General features: G+C 35.0%; 29 protein-coding genes, 1 tRNA gene and 4 pseudogenes. 23 read left to right on the top strand and 11 right to left on the bottom strand.

Translation table 11 applies throughout. The features are described from left to right. Positions 1 to 47: 47 nt before the first annotated feature. The 3 genes and pseudogenes from LEUFL_RS12950 to LEUFL_RS12070 form a co-directional block, all read right to left on the bottom strand. On the bottom strand, positions 48 to 215 hold the full coding sequence (locus LEUFL_RS12950; RefSeq protein ID WP_010008549.1) for a hypothetical protein: 168 nt from the start codon (positions 213 to 215) through the stop codon (positions 48 to 50). A 234-nt stretch (positions 216 to 449) separates the two neighbouring features. Beyond that, a complete protein-coding gene (locus LEUFL_RS0107530) occupies positions 450 to 881 on the bottom strand; it encodes an ImmA/IrrE family metallo-endopeptidase (RefSeq protein ID WP_010008547.1) in 432 nt (143 codons plus the stop codon). Then, positions 882 to 1,249: pseudogene (locus LEUFL_RS12070) on the bottom strand (helix-turn-helix domain-containing protein). It lies immediately after the preceding gene. Positions 1,250 to 1,469: 220 nt separating this feature from the next. Here LEUFL_RS12070 and LEUFL_RS10460 point away from each other — a divergent pair. The 14 genes from LEUFL_RS10460 to LEUFL_RS0107450 all read left to right on the top strand — a co-directional run bounded on the left by LEUFL_RS10460 (position 1,470) and on the right by LEUFL_RS0107450 (position 9,837). Continuing rightward, complete coding sequence (locus LEUFL_RS10460) at positions 1,470 to 2,087, top strand: Rha family transcriptional regulator (protein ID WP_010008545.1); 618 nt, start codon at positions 1,470 to 1,472, stop codon at positions 2,085 to 2,087. Positions 2,088 to 2,140: 53 nt separating this feature from the next. Beyond that, entirely contained in the window at positions 2,141 to 2,623 is a 483-nt protein-coding gene (locus LEUFL_RS10455; protein ID WP_010008544.1) for a BRO-N domain-containing protein, read from the top strand. A 10-nt stretch (positions 2,624 to 2,633) separates the two neighbouring features. Then, positions 2,634 to 2,894, top strand: a complete 261-nt coding sequence (locus LEUFL_RS0107510) for a hypothetical protein (protein WP_010008543.1) — start codon at positions 2,634 to 2,636, stop codon at positions 2,892 to 2,894. Positions 2,895 to 3,000: 106 nt separating this feature from the next. Next, entirely contained in the window at positions 3,001 to 3,162 is a 162-nt protein-coding gene (locus LEUFL_RS0107500; protein WP_010008541.1) for a hypothetical protein, read from the top strand. 481 nt (positions 3,163 to 3,643) lie between these two features. Beyond that, positions 3,644 to 3,862, top strand: coding sequence for a hypothetical protein (locus LEUFL_RS0107495; protein ID WP_237697931.1), 219 nt, complete (start codon positions 3,644 to 3,646; stop codon positions 3,860 to 3,862). 5 nt (positions 3,863 to 3,867) lie between these two features. Beyond that, positions 3,868 to 4,158, top strand: a complete 291-nt coding sequence (locus tag LEUFL_RS0107490; RefSeq protein ID WP_010008539.1) for a hypothetical protein — start codon at positions 3,868 to 3,870, stop codon at positions 4,156 to 4,158. After that, a complete protein-coding gene (locus LEUFL_RS0107485) occupies positions 4,155 to 4,973 on the top strand; it encodes a bifunctional DNA primase/polymerase (protein ID WP_010008538.1) in 819 nt (272 codons plus the stop codon). The genes LEUFL_RS0107490 and LEUFL_RS0107485 overlap by 4 nt, the downstream gene beginning before the upstream one ends. Further along, the gene (locus tag LEUFL_RS0107480) at positions 4,960 to 6,387 is read left to right on the top strand and encodes a DUF5906 domain-containing protein (protein ID WP_010008537.1); all 1,428 of its coding nucleotides are present in this window, start codon (positions 4,960 to 4,962) and stop codon (positions 6,385 to 6,387) included. Before LEUFL_RS0107485 ends, LEUFL_RS0107480 begins: the two co-directional genes overlap by 14 nt. A 163-nt stretch (positions 6,388 to 6,550) precedes the next feature. Continuing rightward, entirely contained in the window at positions 6,551 to 6,982 is a 432-nt protein-coding gene (locus LEUFL_RS0107475; protein ID WP_141557426.1) for a hypothetical protein, read from the top strand. 58 nt (positions 6,983 to 7,040) lie between these two features. Next, positions 7,041 to 7,385, top strand: coding sequence for a hypothetical protein (locus LEUFL_RS0107470; protein WP_010008535.1), 345 nt, complete (start codon positions 7,041 to 7,043; stop codon positions 7,383 to 7,385). A 62-nt stretch (positions 7,386 to 7,447) separates the two neighbouring features. Then, entirely contained in the window at positions 7,448 to 7,855 is a 408-nt protein-coding gene (locus LEUFL_RS0107465) for a hypothetical protein (protein ID WP_010008534.1), read from the top strand. Further along, complete coding sequence (locus LEUFL_RS0107460) at positions 7,852 to 8,052, top strand: hypothetical protein (RefSeq protein ID WP_010008533.1); 201 nt, start codon at positions 7,852 to 7,854, stop codon at positions 8,050 to 8,052. Before LEUFL_RS0107465 ends, LEUFL_RS0107460 begins: the two co-directional genes overlap by 4 nt. A 140-nt stretch (positions 8,053 to 8,192) precedes the next feature. Next, entirely contained in the window at positions 8,193 to 9,314 is a 1,122-nt protein-coding gene (locus LEUFL_RS0107455) for a tyrosine-type recombinase/integrase (RefSeq protein ID WP_010008532.1), read from the top strand. 277 nt (positions 9,315 to 9,591) lie between these two features. Next, positions 9,592 to 9,837, top strand: coding sequence for a hypothetical protein (locus tag LEUFL_RS0107450; RefSeq protein WP_010008531.1), 246 nt, complete (start codon positions 9,592 to 9,594; stop codon positions 9,835 to 9,837). A gap of 174 nt (positions 9,838 to 10,011) precedes the next feature. Here the strand turns inward: LEUFL_RS0107450 and LEUFL_RS0107445 are convergent, their stop codons facing one another. Both LEUFL_RS0107445 and LEUFL_RS0107435 read right to left on the bottom strand, forming a co-directional pair. Continuing rightward, on the bottom strand, positions 10,012 to 10,626 hold the full coding sequence (locus tag LEUFL_RS0107445; protein ID WP_010008530.1) for a Type 1 glutamine amidotransferase-like domain-containing protein: 615 nt from the start codon (positions 10,624 to 10,626) through the stop codon (positions 10,012 to 10,014). A gap of 658 nt (positions 10,627 to 11,284) precedes the next feature. After that, the gene (locus tag LEUFL_RS0107435) at positions 11,285 to 11,794 is read right to left on the bottom strand and encodes a ClbS/DfsB family four-helix bundle protein (protein ID WP_010008528.1); all 510 of its coding nucleotides are present in this window, start codon (positions 11,792 to 11,794) and stop codon (positions 11,285 to 11,287) included. Between the two features lie 228 nt (positions 11,795 to 12,022). Here LEUFL_RS0107435 and LEUFL_RS0107430 point away from each other — a divergent pair, with 228 nt between their 5' ends. The 3 genes from LEUFL_RS0107430 (at position 12,023) to LEUFL_RS0107415 (ending at position 14,406) form a co-directional block, all read left to right on the top strand. After that, on the top strand, positions 12,023 to 12,847 hold the full coding sequence (locus tag LEUFL_RS0107430; RefSeq protein WP_010008527.1) for a VanW family protein: 825 nt from the start codon (positions 12,023 to 12,025) through the stop codon (positions 12,845 to 12,847). Positions 12,848 to 13,775: 928 nt separating this feature from the next. Then, positions 13,776 to 14,120, top strand: a complete 345-nt coding sequence (locus LEUFL_RS0107420) for a hypothetical protein (protein ID WP_010008525.1) — start codon at positions 13,776 to 13,778, stop codon at positions 14,118 to 14,120. A gap of 214 nt (positions 14,121 to 14,334) precedes the next feature. Then, a tRNA-Asn gene (locus LEUFL_RS0107415) sits at positions 14,335 to 14,406 on the top strand. A 438-nt stretch (positions 14,407 to 14,844) separates the two neighbouring features. On the opposite strand, the pseudogene LEUFL_RS12065 reads toward LEUFL_RS0107415, so the two are convergent. The 3 genes and pseudogenes from LEUFL_RS12065 to LEUFL_RS0107400 all read right to left on the bottom strand — a co-directional run bounded on the left by LEUFL_RS12065 (position 14,845) and on the right by LEUFL_RS0107400 (position 17,742). Continuing rightward, positions 14,845 to 15,968 (bottom strand): annotated as a pseudogene (locus LEUFL_RS12065) (MFS transporter). 194 nt (positions 15,969 to 16,162) lie between these two features. Next, entirely contained in the window at positions 16,163 to 16,570 is a 408-nt protein-coding gene (locus LEUFL_RS0107405; protein ID WP_029508717.1) for a PucR family transcriptional regulator, read from the bottom strand. Positions 16,571 to 16,656: 86 nt separating this feature from the next. Further along, positions 16,657 to 17,742, bottom strand: a complete 1,086-nt coding sequence (locus tag LEUFL_RS0107400; protein WP_029508716.1) for a PucR family transcriptional regulator ligand-binding domain-containing protein — start codon at positions 17,740 to 17,742, stop codon at positions 16,657 to 16,659. Between the two features lie 284 nt (positions 17,743 to 18,026). On the opposite strand from LEUFL_RS0107400, the gene LEUFL_RS12060 reads away from it, so the two are divergent. Both LEUFL_RS12060 and LEUFL_RS0107390 read left to right on the top strand, forming a co-directional pair. Beyond that, positions 18,027 to 19,061 (top strand): Zn-dependent hydrolase, encoded by a 1,035-nt coding sequence (locus tag LEUFL_RS12060; RefSeq protein ID WP_010008524.1) that lies wholly within the window; start codon positions 18,027 to 18,029, stop codon positions 19,059 to 19,061. Between the two features lie 16 nt (positions 19,062 to 19,077). Beyond that, complete coding sequence (locus LEUFL_RS0107390) at positions 19,078 to 20,298, top strand: pyridoxal-phosphate-dependent aminotransferase family protein (RefSeq protein ID WP_010008523.1); 1,221 nt, start codon at positions 19,078 to 19,080, stop codon at positions 20,296 to 20,298. 139 nt (positions 20,299 to 20,437) lie between these two features. Here LEUFL_RS0107390 and LEUFL_RS10440 read toward each other — a convergent pair whose 3' ends face one another. Next, positions 20,438 to 20,755 (bottom strand): bacteriocin immunity protein, encoded by a 318-nt coding sequence (locus tag LEUFL_RS10440; RefSeq protein ID WP_010008522.1) that lies wholly within the window; start codon positions 20,753 to 20,755, stop codon positions 20,438 to 20,440. A 206-nt stretch (positions 20,756 to 20,961) separates the two neighbouring features. Between LEUFL_RS10440 and LEUFL_RS0107380 the strand changes: the two genes are divergently transcribed. Then, the gene (locus LEUFL_RS0107380) at positions 20,962 to 21,960 is read left to right on the top strand and encodes a zinc-dependent alcohol dehydrogenase family protein (RefSeq protein WP_010008521.1); all 999 of its coding nucleotides are present in this window, start codon (positions 20,962 to 20,964) and stop codon (positions 21,958 to 21,960) included. Between the two features lie 141 nt (positions 21,961 to 22,101). Here the strand turns inward: LEUFL_RS0107380 and LEUFL_RS12715 are convergent, their stop codons facing one another. Together LEUFL_RS12715 and LEUFL_RS12055 are read right to left on the bottom strand one after the other, a co-directional pair. Next, positions 22,102 to 22,272 (bottom strand): YjzC family protein, encoded by a 171-nt coding sequence (locus LEUFL_RS12715; protein ID WP_010008520.1) that lies wholly within the window; start codon positions 22,270 to 22,272, stop codon positions 22,102 to 22,104. A 119-nt stretch (positions 22,273 to 22,391) separates the two neighbouring features. Further along, a pseudogene (locus tag LEUFL_RS12055) lies at positions 22,392 to 24,417 on the bottom strand (KUP/HAK/KT family potassium transporter). Positions 24,418 to 24,635: 218 nt separating this feature from the next. Between LEUFL_RS12055 and LEUFL_RS0107365 the strand changes: the two are divergent. The 3 genes and pseudogenes from LEUFL_RS0107365 (at position 24,636) to LEUFL_RS10430 (ending at position 26,690) form a co-directional block, all read left to right on the top strand. After that, positions 24,636 to 25,022 (top strand): iron chaperone, encoded by a 387-nt coding sequence (locus tag LEUFL_RS0107365; protein WP_237697930.1) that lies wholly within the window; start codon positions 24,636 to 24,638, stop codon positions 25,020 to 25,022. 111 nt (positions 25,023 to 25,133) lie between these two features. Next, positions 25,134 to 26,090 carry a Dyp-type peroxidase gene (locus LEUFL_RS0107360; protein WP_010008518.1) on the top strand — a complete coding sequence of 319 codons (957 nt, stop codon included), beginning with the start codon at positions 25,134 to 25,136 and terminating at the stop codon, positions 26,088 to 26,090. Between the two features lie 115 nt (positions 26,091 to 26,205). Beyond that, a pseudogene (locus tag LEUFL_RS10430) lies at positions 26,206 to 26,690 on the top strand (GNAT family N-acetyltransferase). The last annotated feature ends 59 nt before the right edge of the window (positions 26,691 to 26,749 follow it).

Raw genomic sequence — 26,749 nt, 5'->3', positions numbered from 1 at the left:
TTTAACGTGGTTCTGCACGTAATATTTACGTACTTTTTGAGTGCTTTTTATTTTGATGAAATAGCTGAAATCGCTAGGTAAATAGTTGCCAATGCAATTAGCGGACTATTTGAACTATGACCGATATTAAACAGTGGCAATACCAATGCAAAAGTTAGATATAGTACAGCGACTATGTCTAATAATATGAGTACATGTTTCTTGGTTAATTTCATGTTTTCTCTCCTAGCTTGTTTGAACAGTCAGTGGGGATGTCATCCCCGCCCATAGCTTGAACAGGGAAGCGTATCACAGAGCAGGTTCCCTTGTTAAAACAAACAGCTATTTTTTCGTTTTATCCTGCTCTTTATCCTTTTTATATTGCTCGACGGTTTTACCACTAGCAAAGGCCCCGACTATTGATTGAAATAAGTCTATAATAACTGAAAACATAATTAACAACCTTTCATTTATATATTCTTCCGCACAGCACTTTCAAGCGACATAGGGATGCCAAAGTACGCCATGAAGTCGTAGAGTTTGCTGTATCTGTCTGTGCTTTCGTCAAAGTAGAAATCAGCAAGCATTTTTAGCGCATAGGCATTGGCATTTATTTCAGCGTCACTCTTGGCCAAAGGTGAGAACGCGTATGTTTTGTGTTGTTCGCCACTTAAAATGTGTTGTAACTCGTGAAACTTCCTAAAAGGCAGTGAGAACTTAGTCTTAAAGTTGGGGTTAATGATGATTGTATTGTCAAAAGGGGATGCAACATCAGGATCATATTCATGGCCAGGAACTTCAACGACATTTATTTGATTATAAGTTGAACGTTTAACATTGTATTTCACAATAACATCATCAAAGTATTCAAGTGGTGAACTGTAGTCGAGGTATTCATACATTTATTTTTTGCCCTCTCGCATAGTTTTTAACATTGCGATAATGGCTTGCTTATAGTCCTCTGATAGTTCTTTACCCTCAAAAGACATGATTAACTCATCATCATTTAAATCGACATACTTTTTGTCATCCCTATCATCAGAGCCATTATGAGACGTTTTAAGCGCGTTGTCTGTCTTACCTTGTAAATACTCTACTGTGGTGTCTAAAGCGTCAGCAATCAGTGAGAGCATGGCTAATGTAGGGGTGCTACGTGCATTTTCATATTTGGTTATTGTGTCTCTAGATGCTTCAATTTTATCAGCTAGCCCTTGTTGGGTTAGCTTTTTTTGTTTGCGTAATTTTTTATACGGTCAGCAGTAACAGACATAAAAATACCTCGATTAAATATTAAGAAAAATTAAAGAACTTAACTAAAAATAAAACTAGATTAAGAAACAATAAAGTTCGTTGCAGAAAAAATCTGCAAAATATATGATTAAAACATCGAATGAAGAAAAAAACAACAAATAAATGTGTAAATAATCTACATATACACACATCATACCAGACAAGAAAGGCTATTTAAAGGCAAATGAGGACATTAAAACATGGAACTAGTATATTACAAAGGCTTACAAGACGAGCCATACACAACAAATGAAGTTATAGCAGAGTACACAGGAATTAAATACAAATCAGTTTATGAAGCAATTAGAAACAACATAACAGATATTGAGGACTTTGGAGTTTTACCATTTGAAATGGTAAAACCTACTCAAGGTAACGGTGGACGACCTAAAAAGATTTATCACTTGAACGAACAACAAGCAACATTTTTAATCACATTGCTAGATAACACACCAAAAGTTAAAGAGTTTAAGAAGTTATTAGTTAAGAGTTTCTATCAGATTAAATCAGAGCTGGATGAACGAAAGATACACCGACAAGTCAACAAAGTAGTGAACATTAGTTTTGGGGATGTGATCAAAGCACATTATCCAGCGAGTAAGTACGCTTATAGTAACTACCACAGATTGGCGTATAAGTATGCTTTGGGCGTGACACCTAAGCAAATTAAAGAGCAACGTCACACAGATGACCCACAAAGTGCATTGACATCAGATGAAAGTGAAAGGCTAGAGCGTACTAAGCAACAAATTGCCTTATTTATTCAAGATGGCAATGATTATCAAGCTATTAAAACGAAATTATTTGCTGATATTTAAAAATACGTGCAAGAGTGAACCACGTTAAAAGCAACGAGATAGGAGGTAGTAATATGCAACGGCAAGAAGTTGTTCAAACAGTCAATTATTTTGACGATGTACCCGTTAGAGCTGTTTTATTGCAAAACAAGACATGGTTAGTTGCTAGAGATGTTACGAAAGCTATGGGATACAGCAACTCACGGCAAGCAATAAAAAATCATGTTTCAAAATTAGATAAGGGGGTCACAAAAATTGACACCCTTACAAACGGGTCAGTGGGTGGTGGTTTACAGGAAGCAACTATCATCAACGAGAGTGGGTTTAATGCTTTGATTTTACACAGCAAAAAACCTAAAGCGAAGAAGTTTCAACGTTTCATTACTAGTGAAGTAATTCCGCAGATTTTGAGAACAGGAAAATACGTTCCTAAATCCAAACAAGCAACAAATAGTTATCCTAAATTTAATACAGCAGACACTACACCGAAGTTAATTGAACAGATTAAATATTTTGAAGAATTTAAAGCATTTCAAGAAGCCCAAGGGTGGGTATAAGGAGAAAAACATGACAGTATCAAATGCATTATTCACAGAGGCACAAATTATTAAGGATACTAATAGCGCATTGGCAGACATCCAAGAAACGTTGGCTCTCTCATTGGTTGACAGTTTGAAAGCAGGGGACCACATCACAACTCCAACCGTCATTAACATGTTGAAAGATTTGGAAGAGATGCAACTCAAATATTATGACCGTTTGGAAGATAACGAGAACACACAAGGTGGTTTAGAACGTCAAGCACAATTAGGGGATGATGAACAATGAACATCATGGCATTTATCGGTGAAATTCTAGTATTGTTGCTTCTGGTTGGTGGCGCCTTTGTATTAGGGGTAACCATTGGTGGAAATGTGAAGGATGGACATTAGTCATGAGTATGTATATACAGACGTTACAAAAGCTATTTGAAACATTACCAATGATTGCAAACAGTGATGCAGTTAGTCGGCATGTTTTGGCCAAGGAAGAAATCATGTCAGCCTATGAACATTTGGACAAGGCAGTGACGTGTTTAATTATTGATCGGTGGTAATCAGCAGTTCGATTTAGAAAGGGGAAAACATGTCAGTTACTAATGATGATTTGATGTCAGAGTTGAAAATAATTCAAAGCTAATTAGATGGACAATCAGCACATGTATGGAAGAGAGCTGAACAGGTTGCCAAACACTTTGATGTTAGTTTAGGAACAGTTAAGAGTTGGAAACGTCAGGGTATCATTACACCACATAAGCATAATCGCACGGTTATTTATGACATAATCGCCATTGAACGTGATTTGTTTCAAGTGAGGCATTAGAAAGGAGATAGCAAAGTATGAAAAAGGGCAATAAAAAGGACATCCCCTACCGACCAAAGTTGTGGATGAACCTAACGACAAACGCCCTTTTAAAGCTTTTGTTATACACATTTTAACATGAAAGACGAAAATTTAAAAATATTGAGAACCAAATACTCAATACCTTGCCCGCAGGGCGCTCACAAGCCATTACATTAGAGAAACTAGCCTATCTCTTGCATATCAATAAAAAGCGTGTCAGTGATGTTGTAGCTGATTTACGTAAACGGGGTTATCTGATTGGGAGTAACCGTCAAGCACATGGTGGGATGTATCTCATTGTGACGAGTAATGAATTTTGGGAAACGGTTAACACGTTACAAAAGAGTGTTAATAGTCAGCAGGCTATTATTAATGCCTTGCTAAAACATGAAGAAAGATTTGCGAGGGTTTAATAATTATGGCCAAAGGAACGTTAGCAGATTTAGTTGAGACATTGAATGCCGAAAAGGCAGCAGCAAATCAAACAGCTTTTCAAGATATTAATGATGATGCGCAAGTATTACTAGAATATGCACAAGGTATGACTGATTATTTAAGTCGAATTAATGATAATCAGCATGCAATCAATCGCGATTTGGTTAAATCCGATTACCTAGGAGGCGAGATTAGCAAATCAGAAGTTGCTATCACAATGTTGGATAAATACTTGAATAAAGCAGTGGTGTTACTAGAAAAGGCACAGCGATGAATAAATGGGAACATATCAAGCAGTATCAACAAGCTGGTGCGTATGTCTTCATGGCATTACCTAATCAGAAACACAACGGCATTGCGGGTGGCTTTCATAATAGCTTTAACAAGTGGGTTGAGTTAAAAGACTGGATCAAACGCCACTCAGACTATCAAAATGGCAATGTTGGGATAGATTTATCAAAGAGTAATCTAGTTGTTGTGGATATTGATAAGCATGAACATAACGGTATGGCTAGTATCTTGGCATGGTTTAAAACACATCACATTGAGCCGGATACGATACAAGATACTTACATAAAGCGGACACCTACAGGCGGGTTACATGCCTTTTATCTCATCCCCAACGGACAAATTAAGCCTAAGCATGTGATCAATGCTATTAAGGGTGTGGATGTTTTATCAGAGACTGGTGTTACAGTGGCACCGTCCATGATTGATGAGGGGCAATATCGACAAATCACTGCTTTTGACAAAATTAAGCCAGTACCACAGTGGGTTTATGACTTAGTAAATGATTTGGGTACTGATAGACCTAATAATACTTACAAAGCAAAATACAGCCTTGCAGACAGGTGGGAAATGACGATAAACGGTTTTGATACAGGAGAGCGAAACAATCAAGCCATGAGTTTAGCAGGTTATCTGTTTGCCATTGATGTGACACCACAATACATTTACGACATTATGCAAACAGTTAATGAACGGAGTAACGAACCATTACCTGACCATGAATTAAATACCGTGTATATGAGCGCTAGAAGACGTGAGGAGAAAAAGCGAGCAAGGATGAGTGAATATGGCAGAGATTGATACAACAGCATTGCCAACAAGTCAGAACGTACCTGATTGGCTACACGTGAACGACAACGGGGATGTTAAAGGCATTGACACCTTAAAATTGAGTGAAGCAATCATCAAAGATAGTCCAGTTCTAGGCGTTCCTTTTAACGGTAGCATTAGATATTACAAATACAATGGCATATCATGGGAAAACCTAACAGAGAAATCAGCAAGGGCTTATATTGAACGTGAAGCATTGGAAAAGTTGAAACAATACCACGCTTACAATGTGAAGCGCATGCAAGATGTGAGCAAAACAACGCTTATTCAAACGATTAGTGAACACAACCCGTTTGAAGACCAGCGCACTGATATCATAGCGTTTAAAAATGGGACTTATGAGATTGAGACAGGGAATATCACACCTAATCAGCAATCACATTATTTGGTTAACGGGCATGATATTGACATCAACAAGGACGGACAAGCAAATAATATTGAAGAGTGGGGCAGTTACTTGTTTGGTAACTCGTGGCAGTTTATCAAAGAGTTGTTAGGATATGCCTTTATCCCCGAGTATAAGACTTTTAATACCATTGCAATCATTGTGGATGAAATGGGTGGCACGGGTAAAAGTTACTTTTTTGATAGTATTGTGTTCCCGTTGTTAGGAACTAAAAATATTGTCGCAAAGGATATGGACACAATCGCAGGCAGTAACGGCAAGAGTGCAAGATTTGGACTGATTGGATTATTTGAGAAGTTGAGTAATATTCATTTGGACTTGCCAGACACACGCATTGAAGTACCAGATACCTTAAGGAGCTTGTCCGGTGGCGACAAGATAGATGTTGAAGCCAAGAACGCAGACGCATTGAGTTTGAAATTCTACGCTTTGTTACTGTTTGGCGCAAACCAGACACCTAATATAGCGGTCAACGTAGCATTATCACAACGTATCAAGATTGTACCAGTGACAGCGCCCAGAGCTAGAGAACGACCACAGGAACAAGCCAAACGAGCGTTATTGTGGGATGAAAAACAAGCCGTTAAGGAAGTTGGTGCGTTTGCGTATAGTGTGTTAACAGCCTATCAGCAAGCAAAACAACGGGGTAAGTTTTCAACCAGTGATGAGATTGAGACAGCAACACGTGAATGGTTAGAACGCCAAGACTTAGTAACTATGTTTTTGAAAGACGCCGTACAAGACACCGAGATTGACTTTGGTGGCGGTGCTACCGTGGTGCAAACGTGGGAATTGTTCGAGTTATGGTTATCAGAGAATGGCATAAACTCAAAAATACAACGTAAACAGTTTAATGTAAAAATGGAGCAATTAGGTTACACCAAGGTTAAGACAAGAAAACATCAATCAGCCACTGAAACAGATAATCCAGTTTGGAGTTGGGATGGTTTAAATTTGAATAAATATTTTAGTGACTAAGCAAAATATGCAAAAAACACGAACCAGAAACGTACCTAGATAACTCCAAAAGTGAAACGCTGTAACCCTTGATATGTAAGGGTTTGTCCCAATGTTCCATTTGTTCCTATACTTTTCATTAAAAAATAAATAAACGTATATATAGTGCGTAGTATGAAAAAAGTTGGCACATTCGACACAAAAAATAAAAGTCAGTCATATCAAGGGTTACAGGCGACATAACTCGAAAAAAAGAGGCACATCATGGGGTATATTTTTGGTACGGATAACAAAATCAGGAGAAAACAACCGAAAAGGGGATGAAATGAACTATTTAATAGGCTTTATATTTGTAGTATTGGTAGCCATTATTCTAAGACAGCAATATCAATTTGGAAAAATGAGACAGTCAGCCAGGTTTATGAGTTACTATTCGAAATTAAACGAGAATGCCAAGCTACATGCAAAGTTTCAAGCAAATACAGCAGAAATGTTGTTGCGAATGCAGGGTTATGACGTTGAAAGAATAATCAACGGAGATAATAGTCAACGAGTTATTAATAGTATGGAAAAAGAATCTATTTTAAAAGAGCATGACGCTAACAAGAAAAAATAGATGAAGCAGACCAAGTATTTGAGGAAGTAAAAGCAAAGTATGAAAGTGAGGTCATGCAATGAAAATAATAATTGTGACCATATTCTTAGCATTAATTGGCTATATTATTGAACAGCATAGACATGCTAAGTATTTGGTAGAGCGTAATCTTAAACAAAGCAATCTAAATGTTATTCAAGATTATCAATATGAGATGTTGAAGCATAAGACAAACATGCTAGAGTTGATGCTCAATGCCTTAGGTTATGATTTTGAACGTTTCAAACAGAATGATTTTGTAAAAATACAACCAACGACAGAACAATTACAAGAGATTATGGCAACATATCAGCAAGAAGCTAGTAAGTCACGTAGTGAACAGATTAAGCTCGAGGTTGATATGGAGTTGCGAGGATTGAAGTAATAGCAATAATTAACAGATAAACATTAAAATTGGAACATTGCTTTTACTAGTAAGGAAGTGTTATGGATATTTACCAATACATGGCTCATTTAAAACCACGAGAAAAAACGTATGCAGAGCGAGAAAGTAGCATGTTTTATGTTTATGTTCATGAACTGGTTACAAGTGAATTAATTAAACGCAAACTTATTACACATAAAGCAATGAGATTTATTGTGGAATATACAACACATGGCAATAAAACAAGAGCTTATCTTGAAACCCACCCTATGGCTAGTAAACGGACAGCTAATGTTAATGCTAATAAGTACTATAAGCGATTTGATGTTTATGTATCACAGTCTGTAACAATGTATCTCGTTCATAAAAGTAGATTAGAGTTAGCGTGGGCAATTAAAGCCATCAATAAAATGGGTGTAGATAGGTATGTTAACCAACTCATACAAGAAATTTGGAAAGGAAAAATATGACATCAAGCACAGAACATCCCCAGTTATGGCCAAGATGGCTAAAACGGTCTCAAGCACATAAATATGCTGGTGTGGCGGATAATACCTTCATCAATTATTACGTTAAGACAGGTAGGGTAAAAGCTTATCCTACGGACCATGGCGTTAGATATGATAGTCAAGAAATAGATGAAGCTATTAAGCATTATTATGGCTAATAGAGTTTAAAAATTACTTAAGACCGGTGAGTAGATCGTAACAGTGTGGAATAATGAAGCGTGTGAACTTGTAAAAGCCCATGCTTTTTTATTTATCCCTGTACATAGCCTACTCGCTTGAAGATAGAGGGATAGGATTGATGAAGTTACAACAAGTGAATACACCCAAAGGAAAGGTTTGGGAAGTAAACGGCTATTTAATGAATGATGACCAGAAGGTCCGAGTTAAAAAGCGTGGTTTTGCTAATAAGCGTCGTGCGCAACAATGGTTTAATAACGAGAGTGTCTTATTTTATAATGGTGAAAGTAAATATAATAAAAAAGAACGCCCAACCGTATTAACGGTTAAAGCGCTGTATGATATATGGATAGATGCCTACCAACGGACGGTAGAAGAGAGTACCTTAAGAAAGACAATGAATCTCTTTGCATTGCATATATTACCCGATTGGGGGGATGTACTGGTTTCAGATATTAAGCCAATACAATTACAACTATATGTTAACACATTACAAAGTAAGCTATTACGTTATAGAGTAGTGATTAACTCCTTTAGACGACTATTAAGTTTGGCGTTAAAGATGGACATGATTGCTGTTGATCCTTTTACCAAAATTGATTTGCCAAAGGAGAGGCGAAGGCTTGATAAGCCCAAGCAATTTATGGATATTGATGAGTTTAAAAGATTTATTGATGTTTTAGATAGTCAATATCGATTGATTAATAAACAAGCTTACACGTTATTACGATTGGGCGCGTTCACTGGTATGCGTACCGAAGAGTTATTAGCACTACAATGGCAGTCTGTTGATTTTGATAACGGCTATATTAGTGTGGTCCAAGCTTTAGGTAGAGGACTAAATGGCGGTACGTATGTTAAAGAACCTAAATCAAGAACAAGTAGGCGAACACTAAAAATAGATAATAAGATGTTGGCCGTATTGTCTGAATGGTATGAATATACTGCCTATAAAGAGATTAATGATTATGTATTTAATCATGAAGGGCACACATTACAGATTTTACGACCGAATAAGTGGTTGCATGATGTCAGCAATAAATATAACGTAGCAGTGGGCTTATCCATGCACAAGTTACGACATACTTGGGCAACATTGGCTTTGGATAGAGGTGCTACAGTTAAACAAGTCCAAACATATTTAGGTCATGCTGATGCATCTATAACGTTAAATGTTTATAGTGATATTACCAAGAGAGCCAGTGATGAGGCGGGATCAATACTTTCTGGTATTATAGGATAGGTACTAAAGTAGGTACAAAACGCCTGAAACGTTGGTATATTAAGGCTGGATAAACTCCCCCTCAGTGCATATTTAGCCACTCTATCAAAAACTGATAGCGTGGCTTTTTTAAACCTTGATATTACAATATTTACTTGGCTTTTTGTGATATTTTTGGATTGAATGAAATAATCTATAAATGTTAAAAATTATTAGCTGTTTCTGGCAAGAACATATTGCTTAATATAGCAATCAGTGAATGCATAAGAATTACTAATAGTGTGAGGGGAACATACATATGATATTGAATATTATTTATTGGCTAGTTATCGTCATGTTGGTGACAGGTGGTTGTTTCTTAGTCTTTAAACGCTATAAATACAGTAATATTAAACTAGCCTGGTGGGATTATTTACTATACATATGCGTGTTCGTGGTATGGATTACGGTCAAAATAGATGCTAATATTAATTTCTTTATTTCTTTGGTCACGACGTTAGCGGTATTGTATTTAATGTTAGACAAATATAAGCAAAATAGATAATCTTAATAAAAACGCAATCTAAATCAAAACTCTTTGAGATAGTTGGAAATGCGTAACTCATAAAAATGTAAGTCTGAACGTTTGGTATATATGTATGCACTCTGTGAGTGCTTTTTTATTTCTTTTATTAAATATACAACTAAAAATATTTATCTATGTGTTGCAACTGATAAGCTAATTCAGTATTAACTGATCGTTTGAAATCGATATGGTTTCTTGATTATTTAAGGTGATGAGGTCTAGTTTGTCATGGTATTTGTTAAATATAGTGCTAGTTTCATTTTCAAAAGGTTTATCAAGATAGTGTGGTAAAATGCTGAAATCAGTTATGCCAAGCCCAGTATATGTATTCAAATTAGGCGCAAAACTAGCATCGTCCAGTTCTTGGATATAAGTAATATCTGGTGATAGTATAATTGCACCGGCTGACTCACCAATGTAAGGCGTACCAGTGTTTATTTTATCGATAAGTAATTTGTCTAGCTTTTGAGACTTTAGTTTGTCTAGGAGGTAGAAAGTATTACCACCTGCAATAAAAATCGTATCCGCGTTTTGTATTTGATTTTTTGATTTGATTTTGTCAGAATTTGAAATATCTAATGTGTCAATAGTATAGTTTAAATTCAATAAGGCTTTATACGCTTCATCTATATATCCTGTATATTCTTCAACCTTACTAGCAGTATCAATGAATAGGATATTTGTAATTTCAGTGCTTTGGTTAGCCATGAATTGCTTAAATTGCCGAATGGTACCCGCAAAATAAGAAGTTAATAAAATATTTTTCATGTTTGATCTCCAATTATATTTTGAGTGGTAGGCGTATGAGTGTTATGTATGCGACTGTATGGGTATTTATTTGTAGTGAAGTGGTTTTTTATATTTGCGAGATTTAATAGTAAGTGTTTTGCTACCACTTGTTAAAGTTTCATTACTTTTGTTTTTTTCCAGATAAGTGGAATCCATATAGTGTTAACCACCGTTAATATTGGATTTACCCATTTCCATGGAGTTGTGAAAAAATAACCAGTACAAATAAAACAGATATTGAAAATAGTAACCATTTTACTTGAGAAGTACTTAACACTTGATTGGGATTTCTGATTGTATCTTTTTTGGCCAGCCATAAAATCTCTGATATTATCATCATGAACACAGTTAAAATTGGAAATAGTGATTTTAAAATATTTAAGTGATACTGACCGACTGTGAACATATTCTGAATACTGCTGTTCATAAAAATTGGATAAGATACCCCAGTGATAGAAACAAGTATTATGGAAAAAATGAAAAACCAAAATTCCCATAATTTTATTGATGATTTACTTTTCTTAATAATTTATATGTTCTCCATTTATATATTCTTCTAAACGGCTTCAACTGACATGAATATACTAAAACACGCTATGATACGGAAACCGGGTCCTCGCTAATTCGTAGCTGGTTTTTAAATAACAGCCTTCTTCCATTTACGGATTTTAGTTCTGAATGTTTTAAAGGGTGCTACAGAGTTGATATGAACCCATTTCCAGACGGGCCATTGTGCGTTTATTGTGGCCCATCGACGATGGTTTGGTTCAAAAAGAATATCAGCAGGTAGCTTTTCTACCAAATTGCATAGCTCTGTTACGCGTAACGTCAGTAAGTCGATTAATTCTGGCAAGGAATGGCCACTGTATGTTTGATAGAAAGATTGATACAAGCCACCTAAGTTATTCCATTTGTAACCCTTAGCAGGCACGAAGACCTCTTTTCCCGCCATTTCGTCATTTTCCCAATTCAATAAAGCAGTAATCCATCCAATTTGATAGGCAAGGTTTTCAGCGGGAGTCCGATCTACTGTCTCAACACGTTTATCTTTCAAATCATTAGGAATATTCTTAAATTCTTCAATGTATTTTTGATAGCTTGTTTGAATGGCTTGAATTAATTCATCTTTATTTGAGTATGATTGCATCTTTAAATCCTCCTTAAATATACATATATCATATCAAATGGCCAAAGGTACTTAAAGTTAAATAAAGGCAATAAAGGCAAGCGTGAATCATGTTATGAGCAACAAAATGGGAGTAATTAGTATAATTTTTTATTATGAAAATGTTAAGAAAATGAATGCGCTTACAACTATTTCTACATGTGTGTTAACATTTACCCGTAATTTAATGTGGAGATAATGGAGAGTAGTATGAATAGGAAGTTATTTTGTGAAATTTCGCCTTTGACTTATAAAATATCGTACGAAGGACATATTTTAAAGCGTAAAATATTAGATAGAATAAGGAAAAAATTATCAGAAGAAAAATCTGACGAGCAATTGCCGTATTTGGTTTTTAGTCATCAATCGTTGATGCGACGCAGGTTACGTAAAGTTCCGCTTCCTGTTGAAGAAGCAAAAGTAGCTAATTTGAATATTGCAGCGCCAAGAGTAAATCATGTGTTAATTAGGCCGGGTGAAACCTTTTCGTTTTGGCATTTGGTGGGACGGTGTACAGAAAATGATGGTTACAAAATGGGATTAATGGTAGCTAACGATGGCGAACTCAAGAAAGGAACCGGCGGTGGTCTGTGTCAATTTAGTAATTTGATACATTGGATGATACTACATACACCGCTAGATATCGTTGAAAAGTATCATCATGAGCAAGTGGATATGTTTCCTGACTCTGATCGACAGGTACCTTTTGGCAGTGGAACATCTATCGTTTATAATTATTTAGATTATAGGTTTAAAAATAATACCAACTCTACATATCAATTAGTGACTTATGTTGGTGATACACATTTACATGGTGAACTATATGTCTCTCAACCACAAGAAGACAATTATGAAATTAAAATGGTTAATGAGAAGTTTATAAAAGAGGGTGCTATGGTTTATAGGTGTGGTGAAATATATCAGTATCACTACGATAAAGACCATAATTTATTGGATAAAAGGCTAATACAGACTAATCATGCTAGAGTTGCGTATGACACGAGCCATTTAAATGTCATTACTCAGGGCCAGTAATATAAAAAAGTAGTCTATTAAAATTGGATAGACTGCTTTTTATTTACAAATTAAATATGAGATTCCCATAGGTAAACGAGCTGTAGTAGCATCTACAGTGAAAAATAATTGTTATGAGCAACAAAAAAGAATCAGAGATACACGATGGATTTAAGGATTGTAACTTAAGATAGTGTGTATTCTGATTCAATTATTCAAATGATTAATCATTTGAATATGATTAATATATCGTATCTTGATTAAGTTAAAAATAAAAACCAAAATAACATTTTAAAAACGATATTTCAAGACTGGTCAGTCATACATCAATAATGGGAGTGAAATATATCGTTATTAAAAAATTATATTGGTGTGCAAGTAAATACATTTGGTAAAAAAATCTCATAATAAATTTTTAAAGGAGAGATCTACTTGCAACTTCATAATACCACTTTCTGAAAAATAATGTTAATTTTCAGAAAATAAAAGACTGAAGCATATACTCCAGCCTTGGAAGTGTAAAAAGTTAAAAAGTTGAGTAACCGAGTCATTAACAATAAACACTTCACCACTAAATATTACCACGTCGGTGTTTAAAACACAGTGATTAAGTTTGAGGGGTATGCGATATTACTAATAAATGATTTATTGTAAATAATGATTGAAGTATTGGACTAAATTGCGTTCGATGGATAAAAATATTGATATAATAAATTTTTGAGGTCAGTTAATTAACGCGATAAAGAACGGTATCTCATTCAAAAAATATGCTTACTTTATAAAAAGGGAACAACCATGTATTTAAATGAAATTTACACACGATTTGATAGTAATAGTTTTTTAGTTGGCGATATTGCATTCAATAATGACAATGAAGTTGTCATCCAATCAATTGACAGCGTAGGGCGGCATGATTCCTTTAGATGGATAAGAAAGCAAGATATTGTACATGTTAGCTGAGCAATCCAAATATCTTGACATGATGCGTTCATTCGTTGCATATCAAGAACAGCATGATAATTTTAACCCATTTAATTTACAGTTGGCAATTGATCAGGATGAAGTATTTTTGACTCAAATTATCAGCACAACAATTAAGAATCGACATCTCATTCTTGTCAAAAGTGGCGACGACTTTTTAATTGGATTTGTTAAAAGTTTTAATCAAAACCAAATGGTACTTGAAAAATTTGATAATGAATTATTTGATAGTAAAAATGTTTTATTATCACTCGACAAAGTTGATTATCTACAATTAAAGACAAACGAAACCACATTATTTGAAAGATGTTAATTAACATCTATTTTTGAGAATCCATTATGATACTGTATTATGCTTCAACTTTTCAACGATAGATTTTTACTGTATATAAAAATGGAGAATTATTAATATTTTTTATATGTGCTGACTAGATATTGTTTAAAATAAAGTACATAGTTATTTAAAAATATTAATTTGATTACTGTATTGACCACTATGAGTTAAGATAATATACTAGAATTATTGTTGCTCCATAGTTCAGCGGTAGAATAACGCACTGTTAATGCGCAGGTCCCTGGTTCGAATCCAGGTGGAGCAGTATGTTATATAAAAATAATAAATGGATATGCTATTTTTAGTTTGTAATAATCAGCACAATGGTAAAATGTATTTTATTTTTTCAAAAAGGTAATACAATAAAAAACGGATAGAGAATATTTAATAACGTATATTTTAAAATAAAAAGGAACCTTTATATCAATACAGGTTCCTTTTTATTTAGTAAAAATAATTCTTCAGTGCTGCAATGAACTCTACTTCATATAAAATATGGACAAGGAATTTTTGTTTGAAACACGATAGCACAAACTGAATGTTCAATACCATCATATTTCACAAATTTCTTTTTTGAAAGGTGGTTTGTAGTAGCTCAACATAATACACACAAGCATTTTTTAACTATATAAAAGTAGTTTTGAAATGACATATCCGCTCTTTTGGTATGTCGATTGATTGATGGTGTAGTCCATTAAATGTATTATTTCTCATATTTAACGAAACTAAAGCCCACCAAACCAAGAATTAGTAAAATGGCTGAAAAGTAAAAACCAATAACCATGCTACCAGTTAGATCAATAAATACGCCAGTAAGATATGGTGCTAGAATGGATGCAATCATACCAAAGAAATTGTATACGCCAAGGGTTGTAGATAATTGATTAGCTTTGGCATTCTTGTTAACTGTATAAAGTAAAATAGGGTCAATAGCCATTTTACCGGTAAATCCATAAACTAATAGGGCAATAATTAGTACAGGGTAAGAGTTAATTGACATACCAATCATGAGTGCTAAGGCAGCGATGGGAATCAAGATATAAAGCAGTAATTTTGGGTTAGATAATTTATCATTAATTCTTGCAAAAATTAGGGAGCTTGGTATGGAGGCAAAAGGTACGATGGAAGCAATCCAACCAACACTGGCACCAGATATACCGCGATCGGTAATTAAAAATTGGGGTAACCATGTTAACATGGCAATTTGACCGTAAATTGACGCGAATAGCAAAAGGTAAGTGAGTATTAAATTTTTATTGAATAATGCTTTAACGTCTATTTTAATTAGTTCATTGTTGCTATTTTGATACATAGTGCTATGAAGATTATTTGATTCTAAATTTTTAAGACGGCGTTTTTCATTAACAAAGATGAGATACATTAAGCCAACAAGAACGGTTGGAATTGAAATAATGATAAACGGTGAAGACCAATGCATATTATATTGTAATACTAAAAAGCTAGAAAGTAGTGTACCAGCTGCTTGTCCGAATGCTTGTCCGGAATTAATAAGCGCTGTACCGAATGTTAATTTTTTAGTAGGAATATTTTCAGAAGCTAGACTGAATGAGGGACCATAAAATGTTCCTTCACCAATTCCTGTCAGTGCACGCATCAATAAGAAAAGGCCAAATGTGGTTACAATACCAGAAAGCAGTGTCATTAGACCAAAAAAACAAATCCTAATCCGATAACCCATTTTTTCCCAAGGTAATCTGCAATAGCAGCAAAAGGAATTTGTGCAAAGGTATAGGTTAGAAAAAAGACGGATGAAATCAAACCTAGTTGTGAATTATTCAAGTCAAAATGACTTTGAATATTTGGCATAATTGGATTTAAAATAGTACGATCAGCATATATAAAAATCCAGCCAAAAAAGTTTAAAAGCACTATTTTTTCCAGGAATTTTGAACAATATTAGCATTGGTTTGATGATTTGTCATAATTTCTCCTTAAAAACTAATCTTTAGTTAATTATGTAGAAAAAATAAAACATTTCATCGTGCTTTCAATACAAAAAATTAAATTTTTGGCTTGTTTAACATATATAATCGAATTGCTAATTGTAATTGTTCACTTTCATTGAAATCATCCAACTGAAATCCGAGTAGTTTTTCGATCTTTTTTAAACGATACATCGTAGTATTTCGATGAACAAATAATATTTTTGATACAGATAGAATTGAACGGTTTTCTGTAAAGTAATAAGCAATAGTTTGCAATAATTGTTCACGCTCGTCTTTATTTTTAATATCCAGTATGGGTTTTAGAATGTTATCAATAAAAGTGGTTGTCTCTTTTTCAGGTAATAATTGTAGGAGATCAGATACTTGTTTTGGTCGAAATTTTGTTAATTTGGCTTTATTACTATGAATAGATAATGTTAATGCTTCAGTTGCTTCATTAACAAGTTTTTTGATATCTAGCAATGTTTGCTCATAAGGTGTGTAACCAATGTGTATCTTTGAGTTAACAAGTGTTTGTTGTAGGAAGTTTTGTAATAATTTTAATTCGGCTAATATATTAGTAGAATATGGTAATAAAACAAATAATTGAAAATTCCAATAAATAGTAATCGGAGTAATATCCTTTTTTCAAAAAACCAATGAATTAATGAAGAAACACGATGCATAATAGAATTATGATTGGGTGCTTTAATAAAATTCATATCTTCAATGGCAAAAGCTTGATAATAATCGTCAACACTGAATCCATTGAGTTTGAGGTTGCTTGAGATAATATTTTTTGAAAGTGATTGGTTTAGTAAAGTAACAAATAATTCGTTTTGGCGAATGCGGGAAGTCGATATATTCATTTGAACTTTCATATTTTCTAAGCTCAAAAGATTAACAATATTTTCAATGAGTAACCGTTGTTCAGAATATTCTATTGATTTTTGTTGAAGAATTAAAAAGCGTCGATTTAAATTGTTGTCCGATTTTAATGGAAATAGTAAAACTGCAGTATCTTTTAAGTACAATAGTTGTTGGTTATTAATACTGAGTAGATCTAACTTTCGAGTGTTCTCTTCTAGATCTTCTTGATTAATAATGGCGTTGTTATTTTTTGAAATCAATTGGCCATATGAGTTGATCAAAAAAACATTATGGCCTAATAGAGAAGCAATTTGTGTTAGTATTTCCTGATCGCTTCTCCCTTTCAATATGAATTGTGATAATAAAAGTGTTTGTTGCATAATATTAGTTAATTGGTCAGTTTGCTGTTCTAAGACAACATGTAATAAATCACGCACAATAACTGATAATCCAACGTCTGCCGGTAGTAGAAGAATTGCAAATTTGAGGTCATTAGCTTTTTGCAAAACTACATCGGGAATCTTGTCAAAATAGCGATGTTGTTTAATACCTATAGCTGCTGCACGATGTTTTGACATGACCTCAATAAGGGCAATTAATGCGGGAATATTATTTTGAAAGTGAAAACCTGTGGTCACCAGTATCTGACCAGGTACGACATATTCTGCTATATCCGGTGCTTCCATCATACCAATCGTAATAACATTGACATCTAAATTTGCAGTATGATTAGCTAAAAGAATACGATTGAATTGTGGTTGATTTAATAGTATAGATAGTTGCATAGCAGCTCCAAATTTATAAATTTTAACTAAAATATTAGCTTAAATTATGCAATTTTACAATGCTTGTTGCGAGAATTATTGACATAATAATCTTATTAAGGAGATGGCATGTCAAAAATCACACAATTAAAAAGTTTAATCACATTATTGAACGAGTTTAAGATGATTGGCGCAACTAACCAGCATGGTGTTACTAGATGTGTGTACGATGAACACTGGATATTAGCACAAAAAAATATGCTGAAATTGCACGCAATTATGGGTTATATCCGTTTGTGGATAACATGGGTAATGTATACGCATCTACTTCTAAAGATATTAATAAACAACCAGTTATCTTAACAGGTTCACATATTGATACAGTAATTAACGGTGGTAGTTTAGATGGTACCTATGGTGTACTTTCTAGTTTAACGTCATTAGGTGAGCTCGTACAGCAGCATGGTACCCCTAAAGTACCAATAGTTTCAGTATCTTTTTCTGAAGAAGAAGGTTCACGCTTTGATGCGACGTTTACAGGGTCTCGTTATTTAACTAATCAATTTGACGAAAGTATTTTAAGTCTTGCTGATAACAAGGGAGTTGTTTTTGAAACTGCTCGACAATTAGCAGTGACTGAACTTCAACATGAGATGCCCATTCAAGAGTATTGGAATATTGGGAAATATCTCGAATTACATATTGAACAAGGACCAATTCTAGAACAAACATCTCAAAATATTGGTATTGTCACAGGTATTGTTGGACAAAAACGAGCACAAATTAAAATTGTCGGACAAGCTAACCATGCGGGCACAACGCCAATGAATATGCGACATGATGCTTTACGACAAGCTATAGAATTAATCAGTAACATTCATGAATGTCTTGATGATGTAGCTGATTTACGTTACACTATTGGACAATTTGATGTACTACCTAATGTGTCAAATGTTGTTCCTGGAGAAGTTACTTTTTCATTAGATATGCGGCAACTTAACCAGGATATTTTGGAAAAGTACTTCGCTCAAGTTGAAAATATAGTCCATCAGTATCAGGGTACTATTGAACCCACAACCAATGTAAAATCAACTAAAATGTCTGACGAGTTACAGAAAATTTTGGTTGCTGCAACGGAAGATCATGAATTAACTTATACTTCATTGCCTTCAGGTGCAGGGCATGATGCACAGGTTATATCTTACAAAATACCTACTGGAATGATTTTTGTACCTAGTATTGATGGTGTTAGTCATTCACCACTAGAACAAACACAAGATGATGATCTTTTAAATGGTCAACATGTGTTAAAAAAAGCTCTTTACAAGTTAGCATATTAGAATTGGAGATAAAATTATGTCACTGGAAATTACTGATCGTCAAATTATGACACCTGGACCGACTATGGTAGATCCACGTGTTTCACAAGCTGCAAGTAATGCTATTTTGGGACAATTTGATCCTGCATTTACACAAATTATGAATGAAAATATGGATTTTATTCGTAAAGCATTTCAGACTAAAAATTATTGGTCATTTCCAATTGATGGGGCTTCAAGAGCAGGATTAGAAGCCGTTATTAATTCAATTGTTTCACCCGGAGATAAAGTGTTGGTGCCACGGATGGGGCGATTTGGTGATTTGGCAGTAGAATTAGCTACACGCGCTGGTGGCAAAGTTATTACGATGGATACTGATTGGGGAACAGTATTTAATCAAGAGGATATTATTAAGAAAATTAATGAAGTTAAACCCAAAGTATTAGCTATTGTACATGGCGAAACATCGACTGGAAGATTACAACCTATTGATAAAATCGGTGCAGCTGCGAAAACCGTTGGAGCATTCACAATTGTAGATGCTGTAGCTAGCTTTATGGGAGTAAGTATTCCCGTTGATGATTGGGAGTTAGATGCAGTAATTGGAGGCGCTCAAAAATCATTATCAGCACCGGCTGGTATTACACCAATTACGTTTAATGAACGTTTTGCAGATGAAATTAAGTTACGTAAACGTGTCGAAGCAGGAGTGGCGACGTCAGAATCCGATATATCAGAGAATTATATTAATTCAAACTATCTTGATTTAACACAGTTGATGGATTATTGGTCACCGGCAAGGTTGAATCATCATACAGAATCAACAATTTTAAATTATACTTTGCATGAGGCTCTTTCATTAGCTGTTGAAAATGAGGGAATATTTGAGCGCTTTAATAGGCAAATAAAGCAACAACAGATATTAAAAGAAGGTCTCAAAAAATTGGGCTTGAAAATATTTGGTGACGAAGACCACGAAATGCCTAATATGGTAGCTGTTGAAATTCCAGAAGGTGTTGCTGGAGATAAAATAAGAGCTATTCTGCTTAATGATTATGGTGTTGAAATTGCATCAAGTTTTGGACCAATGGCAGGCAGAATTTGGCGTGTTGGTTTGATGGGATATGTTGCACAGAAACATTATGTGTTAAGATTCTTATCAATTTTTGCCAGTGTATTAGCACAAAATGGTGTGAAAGTGAATACAGCACTAGCATTAAATTGGGTTACAGAAGCTTATCATGAATTAGAAAACTAAGTAAAAGAAACTATCCATAAGGACAGTTTCTTTTACTTAGTTTTCTGTTAATCCGCTATTGATAATTATAAAAATATCCTGATAAGGTTGATGCCAACAAATCATTGGTCACTGAGATTATCAGGATATTTTGCTATATTCAGCAATTGTTATAACTGCGGATGACTAACGTGATAACCATTGACCAATTGCAGGAATTCCTCTCGAAAAATTCAGCGCTTGGACTAATTATTTGATGTAGTTTTACTATTGCGGCTGGTAGTTTCATATTATGCGTCAGAGAATATCCTACAATCGCATTGTTTAATTTAGTTTTGATTGTTTGGCGATTGACACCATTCTCGAGTGCCTTGGCAGAATTTAATAATATTCTTGCTAGATCAGCATTATCTTTAACGTCGGGATCATTGTAAGCAATATCAATCGCTGAAAAAAGGGCAGTATCTTTTTTGTTCATTCTGAATACCTTTCTGATATCAATTTGATATCTGTTAATGACTGCACCGCCATTATACACTTTTTATCATGAAATTGATTAAAATTATCGCATATAAAATAACTTTTACTATTGTATCTGCAATGGAAGTTTGTTATTCTTGTATCAAATAGTAATGGTTACTATTTATATGTCCATATATTTGAAGAATACGGAGATAAGAATTCATGAAAGCACTTGTTTTGAATGGCATCAAGCAGTTAGCTATCGAGGACTTAGAACAGCCAAAACCCCAAGATGATGAGGTTTTGGTAAAAATTGTGTATGCTGGTATCTGTGGCACTGATAAGCATCTTTATGGTGGCTTGCCCGGATCAGCACCAGCAGAGCCACCTATTGTATTAGGACATGAAAATTCTGGTACAGTAGCTGCGATTGGGAAAAATGTCACAAATGTTAAAGTTGGAGATCGTGTCGCAATTGACCCCAATATTTATAAAGATGATGATTTTTACACGCGTACTGGCCGTCCTGAATTATCAGACGGATTATCTGCTGTTGGGGTAACACGTGACGGTGGTTTTGAAGAGTACACAACGGCGCCTTCATCAGTTGTTTATTCAATTCCAGAAAATGTGTCGTTTAAAGCAGCTGCCATGATTGAACCAATTAGCTGTGTGATTCATGGTATCAACCTAATCAAGTTAACGCCTTATCAAAAGGCTTTGGTTATTGGGGATGGCTTTATTGGCCAATTATTTGTACAAGCACTTCAATCTTACGGTGTTCATCAAGTCGATGCTGCAGGTATCAGTGATGAAAAGTTAAAGAAAATGAAAGAACTTGGTGCAGTTGAGACTTTTAATACCTTAAAAGATGACATTAAGTCAGGCTATGATATTGTTGTTGAAGCCGTTGGTTTACCAGCAACCCAAAAGGCAGCCATCGAAATGGCAGCCAAGGGTGGACAAGTATTAATGTTTGGTGTTGGTAAGCCTGATCAAACATTTGAAATCAACACATATGAAATTTTCCAAAAGCAATTAACGATTCAAGGTTCATTCATTAATCCGTTTGCCTTTGAAGATTCAATTGCCTTACTGCAATCTGGTAATATTGAAGCTGAAAGTTCAATCAGTCATGAATTATCTCTGGAAGAAGTTGAAGATTGTCTAGAAGGTAAGATTGAAAATGTGAACAAAGCCGTTGTTAAAGTATCAGATTAATTATATTTAAAGCTGAGAAGAGAAGGAAAGTAGTTGCCTTCTTTTTTGTGCAAAACGTGATGATACTATATGGATCGTAATTAAATTAACCAAAAAAGCCCGCTAACATAGCGGACTTTTAATATTCAATTATAAATCGATTTATGCCTTAACCCATTTATCTCCGGGCTTATTGGTAGGTGGCAAGCGGTCACCTTGATCGATCATGACGTTTTTACCATCGGGAACGGTGCCACCTCGAGGTCCAACCTCTTGGTAACGGCCAGCGGGCTGATTATCAGTGCCGGGATTGATTAACTTATTATCTGCCATTGCTTTTGCTCCTTTCGATTACTAGGTGATCAATATCGCCTACACCCTTATTATATGACGAAGGGGTAAAAGTTGTTCAAATTATGATTATAAATATTTTGTATGCCACTTTATTGATACTAGGACTGTATTTTTTTAATAGTATTCTTAATTGAACGTTGGACCAATTTCTTTTTGTCAGATTGTTCGATGAATAATGGCACAGTTTCTTCAATAACATCACTGAATTCTAGGCCATAAAAGTTACTTGGTGATACAGTGTGTGATTGTAACCATAATCTACCACCGATGAGTAAGCGATCAATTGAACTAATTTGTGGTAGGTTTAGCAAATCAGCATAATATTGAGTCGCAATAACGTACTTAAAGTCACCAATATTACCATGTTTATCAATGGCATATTTAGGGAATTGTGGTGACAAAATCTTTTGTTTGACGAGGTTATTGGCGATTTGTTTAATGTAGGTGTGAATTTGCGGTTCAACTTTAAAGCCAAGGTACAAAGTAACGTGAATAATATTTTCTGTTCCCAACATGTCGAGTGTATAACTTTTTTCGTGGGGATCAGATGACTCTTGAACCGTCACAAACCAGTAAACGGCTGCCTTTTTCGGACGAGAACCAATCAAGGAATAGATGATTGAACGTTTGAGCGCATAATTTTGGTGCATATTGGCGATATAAACTAAGTTCGTTGCAAAGGTTGGTTCGTCGACATCCTTTGATAAATTCATTAATTGTTTACGATAGTCTTTTAATGTTAGATAATCATCCTTACTTGAAATGGCTTCACGTCGCTTATTGCCATAGAACCAAAGCACCATAACGGCCAAAATGACTCCCATAATAATCAGTGTGGCATAACCACCGTGAAGGAATTTCCCTAAACTTGCAATGAGGAAAACAGATTCAATAAAACCAAAAATGAGCAAGAAGGTAATCGCAAAAATGGTTTTGCTTTGTCGACGAATAAATTCAAATAGTAAAACAGTTGTCATTAACATCGTAATTGTAATTGAGAGACCATAGGCCGCTTCCATATTATGCGATGTTCTAAAGGAGATAACAATAAAAATAGCAATGATACATAATAGCCAATTGACCGCACTGATATACATTTGGCCTCTAGTGTCACTGGGATAGAAAGTTCTCAATCGTGGCAATACTTTTATACTGATTGCTTCGCTGACTAATGTATAAGCACCAGAAATTAATGCTTGTGAGGCAATAATAGCAGCTAGAGTGGCTAAAGCAACACCAACAAGACGCCAAGGACCCGGTAAAATTTCAAAAAAGGATTAGAAGATTGTTCTAATAAGTTGGTTTGATGACTATGTGATATAATCCATGCACCTTGCCCCATATAATTCAAAATTAGCATACTATAAACAAATGGCCAACTAATGTAGATATTTTTCTTACCAACATGACCCATATCTGAATACAGTGCTTCGGCACCAGTTGTCGCCAAGAAGATACTACCAAGAATGAAAATACCGCTTTTATTTATTGGACTAAACAAAATTTGTATGGCGTAGACGGGAGATAACGCTTTTAAAATTGATAAATCAGCAAAGATGTTAATGAATCCAAAAAGCCCAATAAAGCCAAACCATACCAGCATAACAGGGCCGAAAATATTACCAATTTTTTGGTACCAGCTCTTTGAAAAATAAAAATCATGAGTAGCAATATCGATACAATGACAATGACTAAAGTTTGATTGTCTGGGAAGACTAGGTTGCCAATGTGCTGACTTTTTAAACCTTCGATGGCTGTCGTTACGGTAACAGCAGGGGTTAAGGTGCCATCTGCTAATAATGCAGAACCACCAATTAATGCAGGAATAAGTAACCATTTTTTGTGCGTATCTTTGACACGACTGTATAGCGCGAAAATACCACCTTCACCATGATTATCTGCGCGTAGTGCAATAAAGACGTACTTGAGCGTTGTAATCAACATTAACGTCCAAAAGACTAGTGACACAGAACCGATAACAAATTCTTGTAGTTGTTCTGTATTGCGGGCGCTGTTTAAGACAGAATTCATGGTATACAACGGTGATGTACCGATATCACCGTATACGATGCCAAGCGCAATCAATGCACCGGCTGCAGTCCACTTATTCTTTTTTAGTGTCATTTGGTGTGTTTCTCCTGAGGATATATTTCTAAATTCTGACGCTTATTATCTCACATTCTGTCCTGGTTGCGTAGTTTTTTATTATTTAAAGTAAGTGTATGTGCTGAATGAAGTAGTGGTGCGAATTTTATCAAACAAATACGACTATACATTTTGAGAAGTATTGTAAACTTTAACTAATATATGTCACAGAATTGATATGGATAGTTCAGGAGGTTATGATGACAAAAGAAGTCACTAATTTTGACGAATATCTCAATACAATTGCTAATCCAGCGCATCGTAATGAATTGGCACAGGTATTGGATTGGGTGAGCCGTCAGTATCCGCAACTTACTAAGATAATGGCTTGGAATCAACCGATGTTTACGGATCATGGTACTTTTATCATCGGTTTTAGTGTTGCGAAAGGGCACTTCTCAGTGGCACCAGAACAAAAGGCCATTCAAAAGTTTAAAACAGTATTTGATGAACGGCAATTATCATATGGGAAGGCTTTAGTACGTTTCCAGTGGGGCGGACATACAGATTTTGATTTGTTAGCTAAAATGATTGCGTACAATATTTCAGATAAACAAGATATATCAAATTTTTGGCGTAAATAAAATACTTGTAGGGCGGACAACAGCCGACAGGTATTTTTTGTGTTTTAAAATTAACTTGACATTACATCAAGTTAGAATTATTCTAAGTTGTAAACAAAAAGGAGAACTACCATGCCAATTGATGCAAATAAAGCCCAAGATGTTTGGAAAGATGTTGGAGAACATGTCCAATTCAGTATTTTAAAATTAACTCGTGAAAATCAAAAGGTAGCCCAAGAGACGATTGCTGAATTTGCGGATCGCTCACAAGCGATTATCCGATCATTAAAAATTCGCGATAAAAATTTGGCATCACAAAGCGAATTAAAGGTTGCTTTTGGTTTTAGTCAAAAAGCCTGGCAATTTTTGTTTCCTAATTCTCCCCAGCCAAAAGAGTTAGAAACATATCAAACGCTGTCACATGATGAATACACAATGCCCGCTATTGATGGGGATATTTTCTTCCATATTCGAGCAAGCAATGAGGCGGTAGTTTATGAAGCGCAAACACAATTTATGCGTTTCTTAAAGGATATTACCGAAGTAGTCGACGAAACAAAAGGATTTAGATATTTTGAAGGTCGTGCAATTATTGGCTTTATTGATGGTACAGAAGCACCTGATGTCCATGATGCAGCAGAATATGCACTCGTTGGTGATGAAGATGAGACATTTATTAATGGCAGTTACGCGTTTGCACAAAAATGGCGTCATGATATGGATTTCTGGCATAATTTAAAGACTGAAGAACAAGAAAAGGCAGTTGGCCGAGAGAAATTTAGTGATTTAGAGCTCGAAGATGAAGATAAATACCACAATGCACATAATGTGGCTTCTAAGGTAGAAATTGATGGTGAAGAGCAAAAAATTATTCGTATGAATGTACCGTTTTCTGAACCAGCTTCAGGTAAAACAGGCACTTACTTTATGGGCTATGCTCGGCATTGGGAAGTGACTAAGTCAATGCTGGAACAAATGTTAGAGCAGTCAGACTATTTGTTACACTTTTCAGATATATTGTTTGGTCAATTATTTTTCATTCCTTCACGGCCATTATTAGAAAAAATAGCTGATGGTGACTTAAATTAGTATATTGTTACATTTTGTAAGTGCTATTATTTACTCAAACTGGGACATTCGTTATAATAAACTTATTAATCTTGAATAAAGATAAAATAAAAGCTTGTTTAATGGGAGTATAGTGATGAAATTTATAAATGCAACGTCAAGTTATTTGGATGATATTGTTCGCATTGAAAATGCTGGTTTTAATCCCGAAGAAGCAGGATCACTTAGTCAATATACTGAGCGAATTCAACGTTTCCCAGAGACATTTTTATTGGCTATTGATGAGCAGAAAACACTTTTGGGATTCATTTGTGGCCCAGCGGTGCAAGCACGTTTTGTTGAAGATTGGATGTATGAGGACAATCCTGAAAATATTGCCACAGGTGGACATCAAACGATTTTGACAGTTGCTGTTTCACCAGAAGCACGAGGACAAGGTGTTGGCAGTCAACTACTACAAGCTCTAGAAAAGGTTGCCAGAGAGCAAGGGCGCGAAAGCATTGCGCTAACTTGTTTAGAAGATCGTATTCCATTCTATGAAAAAATGGTTATATTAACCGAGGTGAATCAGCATCGCAGCATGCTAACGAGCAATGGTACAATCTGGAAAAAGTCCTTTAATAGTCGTATCATAATGAGCAAATTTTAATGTATCAATGGTGGTTATTTGCCTTTAATAC

The organism is Leuconostoc fallax KCTC 3537, from assembly GCF_000165675.1.
Lineage (GTDB): Bacteria > Bacillota > Bacilli > Lactobacillales > Lactobacillaceae > Leuconostoc_B > Leuconostoc_B fallax.
The sequence above is the reverse complement of the archived record's forward strand: the minus strand, read 5'-3'. Positions and strand labels throughout refer to the sequence as shown.

Excerpts from the sequence above, each read along its gene's own strand:
- LEUFL_RS0107420 (WP_010008525.1), top strand. The coding sequence starts at position 13,776 with ATGTTAGCTGAGCAATCCAAATATCTTGACATGATGCGTTCATTCGTT.
- LEUFL_RS0107435 (WP_010008528.1), bottom strand. The coding sequence starts at position 11,794 with ATGCAATCATACTCAAATAAAGATGAATTAATTCAAGCCATTCAAACA.
- LEUFL_RS12950 (WP_010008549.1), bottom strand. The coding sequence starts at position 215 with ATGAAATTAACCAAGAAACATGTACTCATATTATTAGACATAGTCGCT.
- LEUFL_RS12060 (WP_010008524.1), top strand. The coding sequence starts at position 18,027 with ATGGGTAATGTATACGCATCTACTTCTAAAGATATTAATAAACAACCA.
- LEUFL_RS10455 (WP_010008544.1), top strand. The coding sequence starts at position 2,141 with ATGCAACGGCAAGAAGTTGTTCAAACAGTCAATTATTTTGACGATGTA.
- LEUFL_RS0107480 (WP_010008537.1), top strand. The coding sequence starts at position 4,960 with ATGGCAGAGATTGATACAACAGCATTGCCAACAAGTCAGAACGTACCT.
- LEUFL_RS0107390 (WP_010008523.1), top strand. The coding sequence starts at position 19,078 with ATGTCACTGGAAATTACTGATCGTCAAATTATGACACCTGGACCGACT.
- LEUFL_RS10440 (WP_010008522.1), bottom strand. The coding sequence starts at position 20,755 with ATGAACAAAAAAGATACTGCCCTTTTTTCAGCGATTGATATTGCTTAC.
- LEUFL_RS0107470 (WP_010008535.1), top strand. The coding sequence starts at position 7,041 with ATGAAAATAATAATTGTGACCATATTCTTAGCATTAATTGGCTATATT.
- LEUFL_RS10460 (WP_010008545.1), top strand. The coding sequence starts at position 1,470 with ATGGAACTAGTATATTACAAAGGCTTACAAGACGAGCCATACACAACA.
- LEUFL_RS0107430 (WP_010008527.1), top strand. The coding sequence starts at position 12,023 with ATGAATAGGAAGTTATTTTGTGAAATTTCGCCTTTGACTTATAAAATA.
- LEUFL_RS0107445 (WP_010008530.1), bottom strand. The coding sequence starts at position 10,626 with ATGAAAAATATTTTATTAACTTCTTATTTTGCGGGTACCATTCGGCAA.
- LEUFL_RS0107500 (WP_010008541.1), top strand. The coding sequence starts at position 3,001 with ATGAGTATGTATATACAGACGTTACAAAAGCTATTTGAAACATTACCA.
- LEUFL_RS0107455 (WP_010008532.1), top strand. The coding sequence starts at position 8,193 with ATGAAGTTACAACAAGTGAATACACCCAAAGGAAAGGTTTGGGAAGTA.
- LEUFL_RS0107485 (WP_010008538.1), top strand. The coding sequence starts at position 4,155 with ATGAATAAATGGGAACATATCAAGCAGTATCAACAAGCTGGTGCGTAT.
- LEUFL_RS0107510 (WP_010008543.1), top strand. The coding sequence starts at position 2,634 with ATGACAGTATCAAATGCATTATTCACAGAGGCACAAATTATTAAGGAT.
- LEUFL_RS0107380 (WP_010008521.1), top strand. The coding sequence starts at position 20,962 with ATGAAAGCACTTGTTTTGAATGGCATCAAGCAGTTAGCTATCGAGGAC.
- LEUFL_RS0107530 (WP_010008547.1), bottom strand. The coding sequence starts at position 881 with ATGTATGAATACCTCGACTACAGTTCACCACTTGAATACTTTGATGAT.
- LEUFL_RS0107450 (WP_010008531.1), top strand. The coding sequence starts at position 9,592 with ATGATATTGAATATTATTTATTGGCTAGTTATCGTCATGTTGGTGACA.
- LEUFL_RS0107400 (WP_029508716.1), bottom strand. The coding sequence starts at position 17,742 with ATGCAACTATCTATACTATTAAATCAACCACAATTCAATCGTATTCTT.
- LEUFL_RS12715 (WP_010008520.1), bottom strand. The coding sequence starts at position 22,272 with ATGGCAGATAATAAGTTAATCAATCCCGGCACTGATAATCAGCCCGCT.
- LEUFL_RS0107490 (WP_010008539.1), top strand. The coding sequence starts at position 3,868 with ATGGCCAAAGGAACGTTAGCAGATTTAGTTGAGACATTGAATGCCGAA.
- LEUFL_RS0107365 (WP_237697930.1), top strand. The coding sequence starts at position 24,636 with ATGATGACAAAAGAAGTCACTAATTTTGACGAATATCTCAATACAATT.
- LEUFL_RS0107465 (WP_010008534.1), top strand. The coding sequence starts at position 7,448 with ATGGATATTTACCAATACATGGCTCATTTAAAACCACGAGAAAAAACG.
- LEUFL_RS0107460 (WP_010008533.1), top strand. The coding sequence starts at position 7,852 with ATGACATCAAGCACAGAACATCCCCAGTTATGGCCAAGATGGCTAAAA.
- LEUFL_RS0107360 (WP_010008518.1), top strand. The coding sequence starts at position 25,134 with ATGCCAATTGATGCAAATAAAGCCCAAGATGTTTGGAAAGATGTTGGA.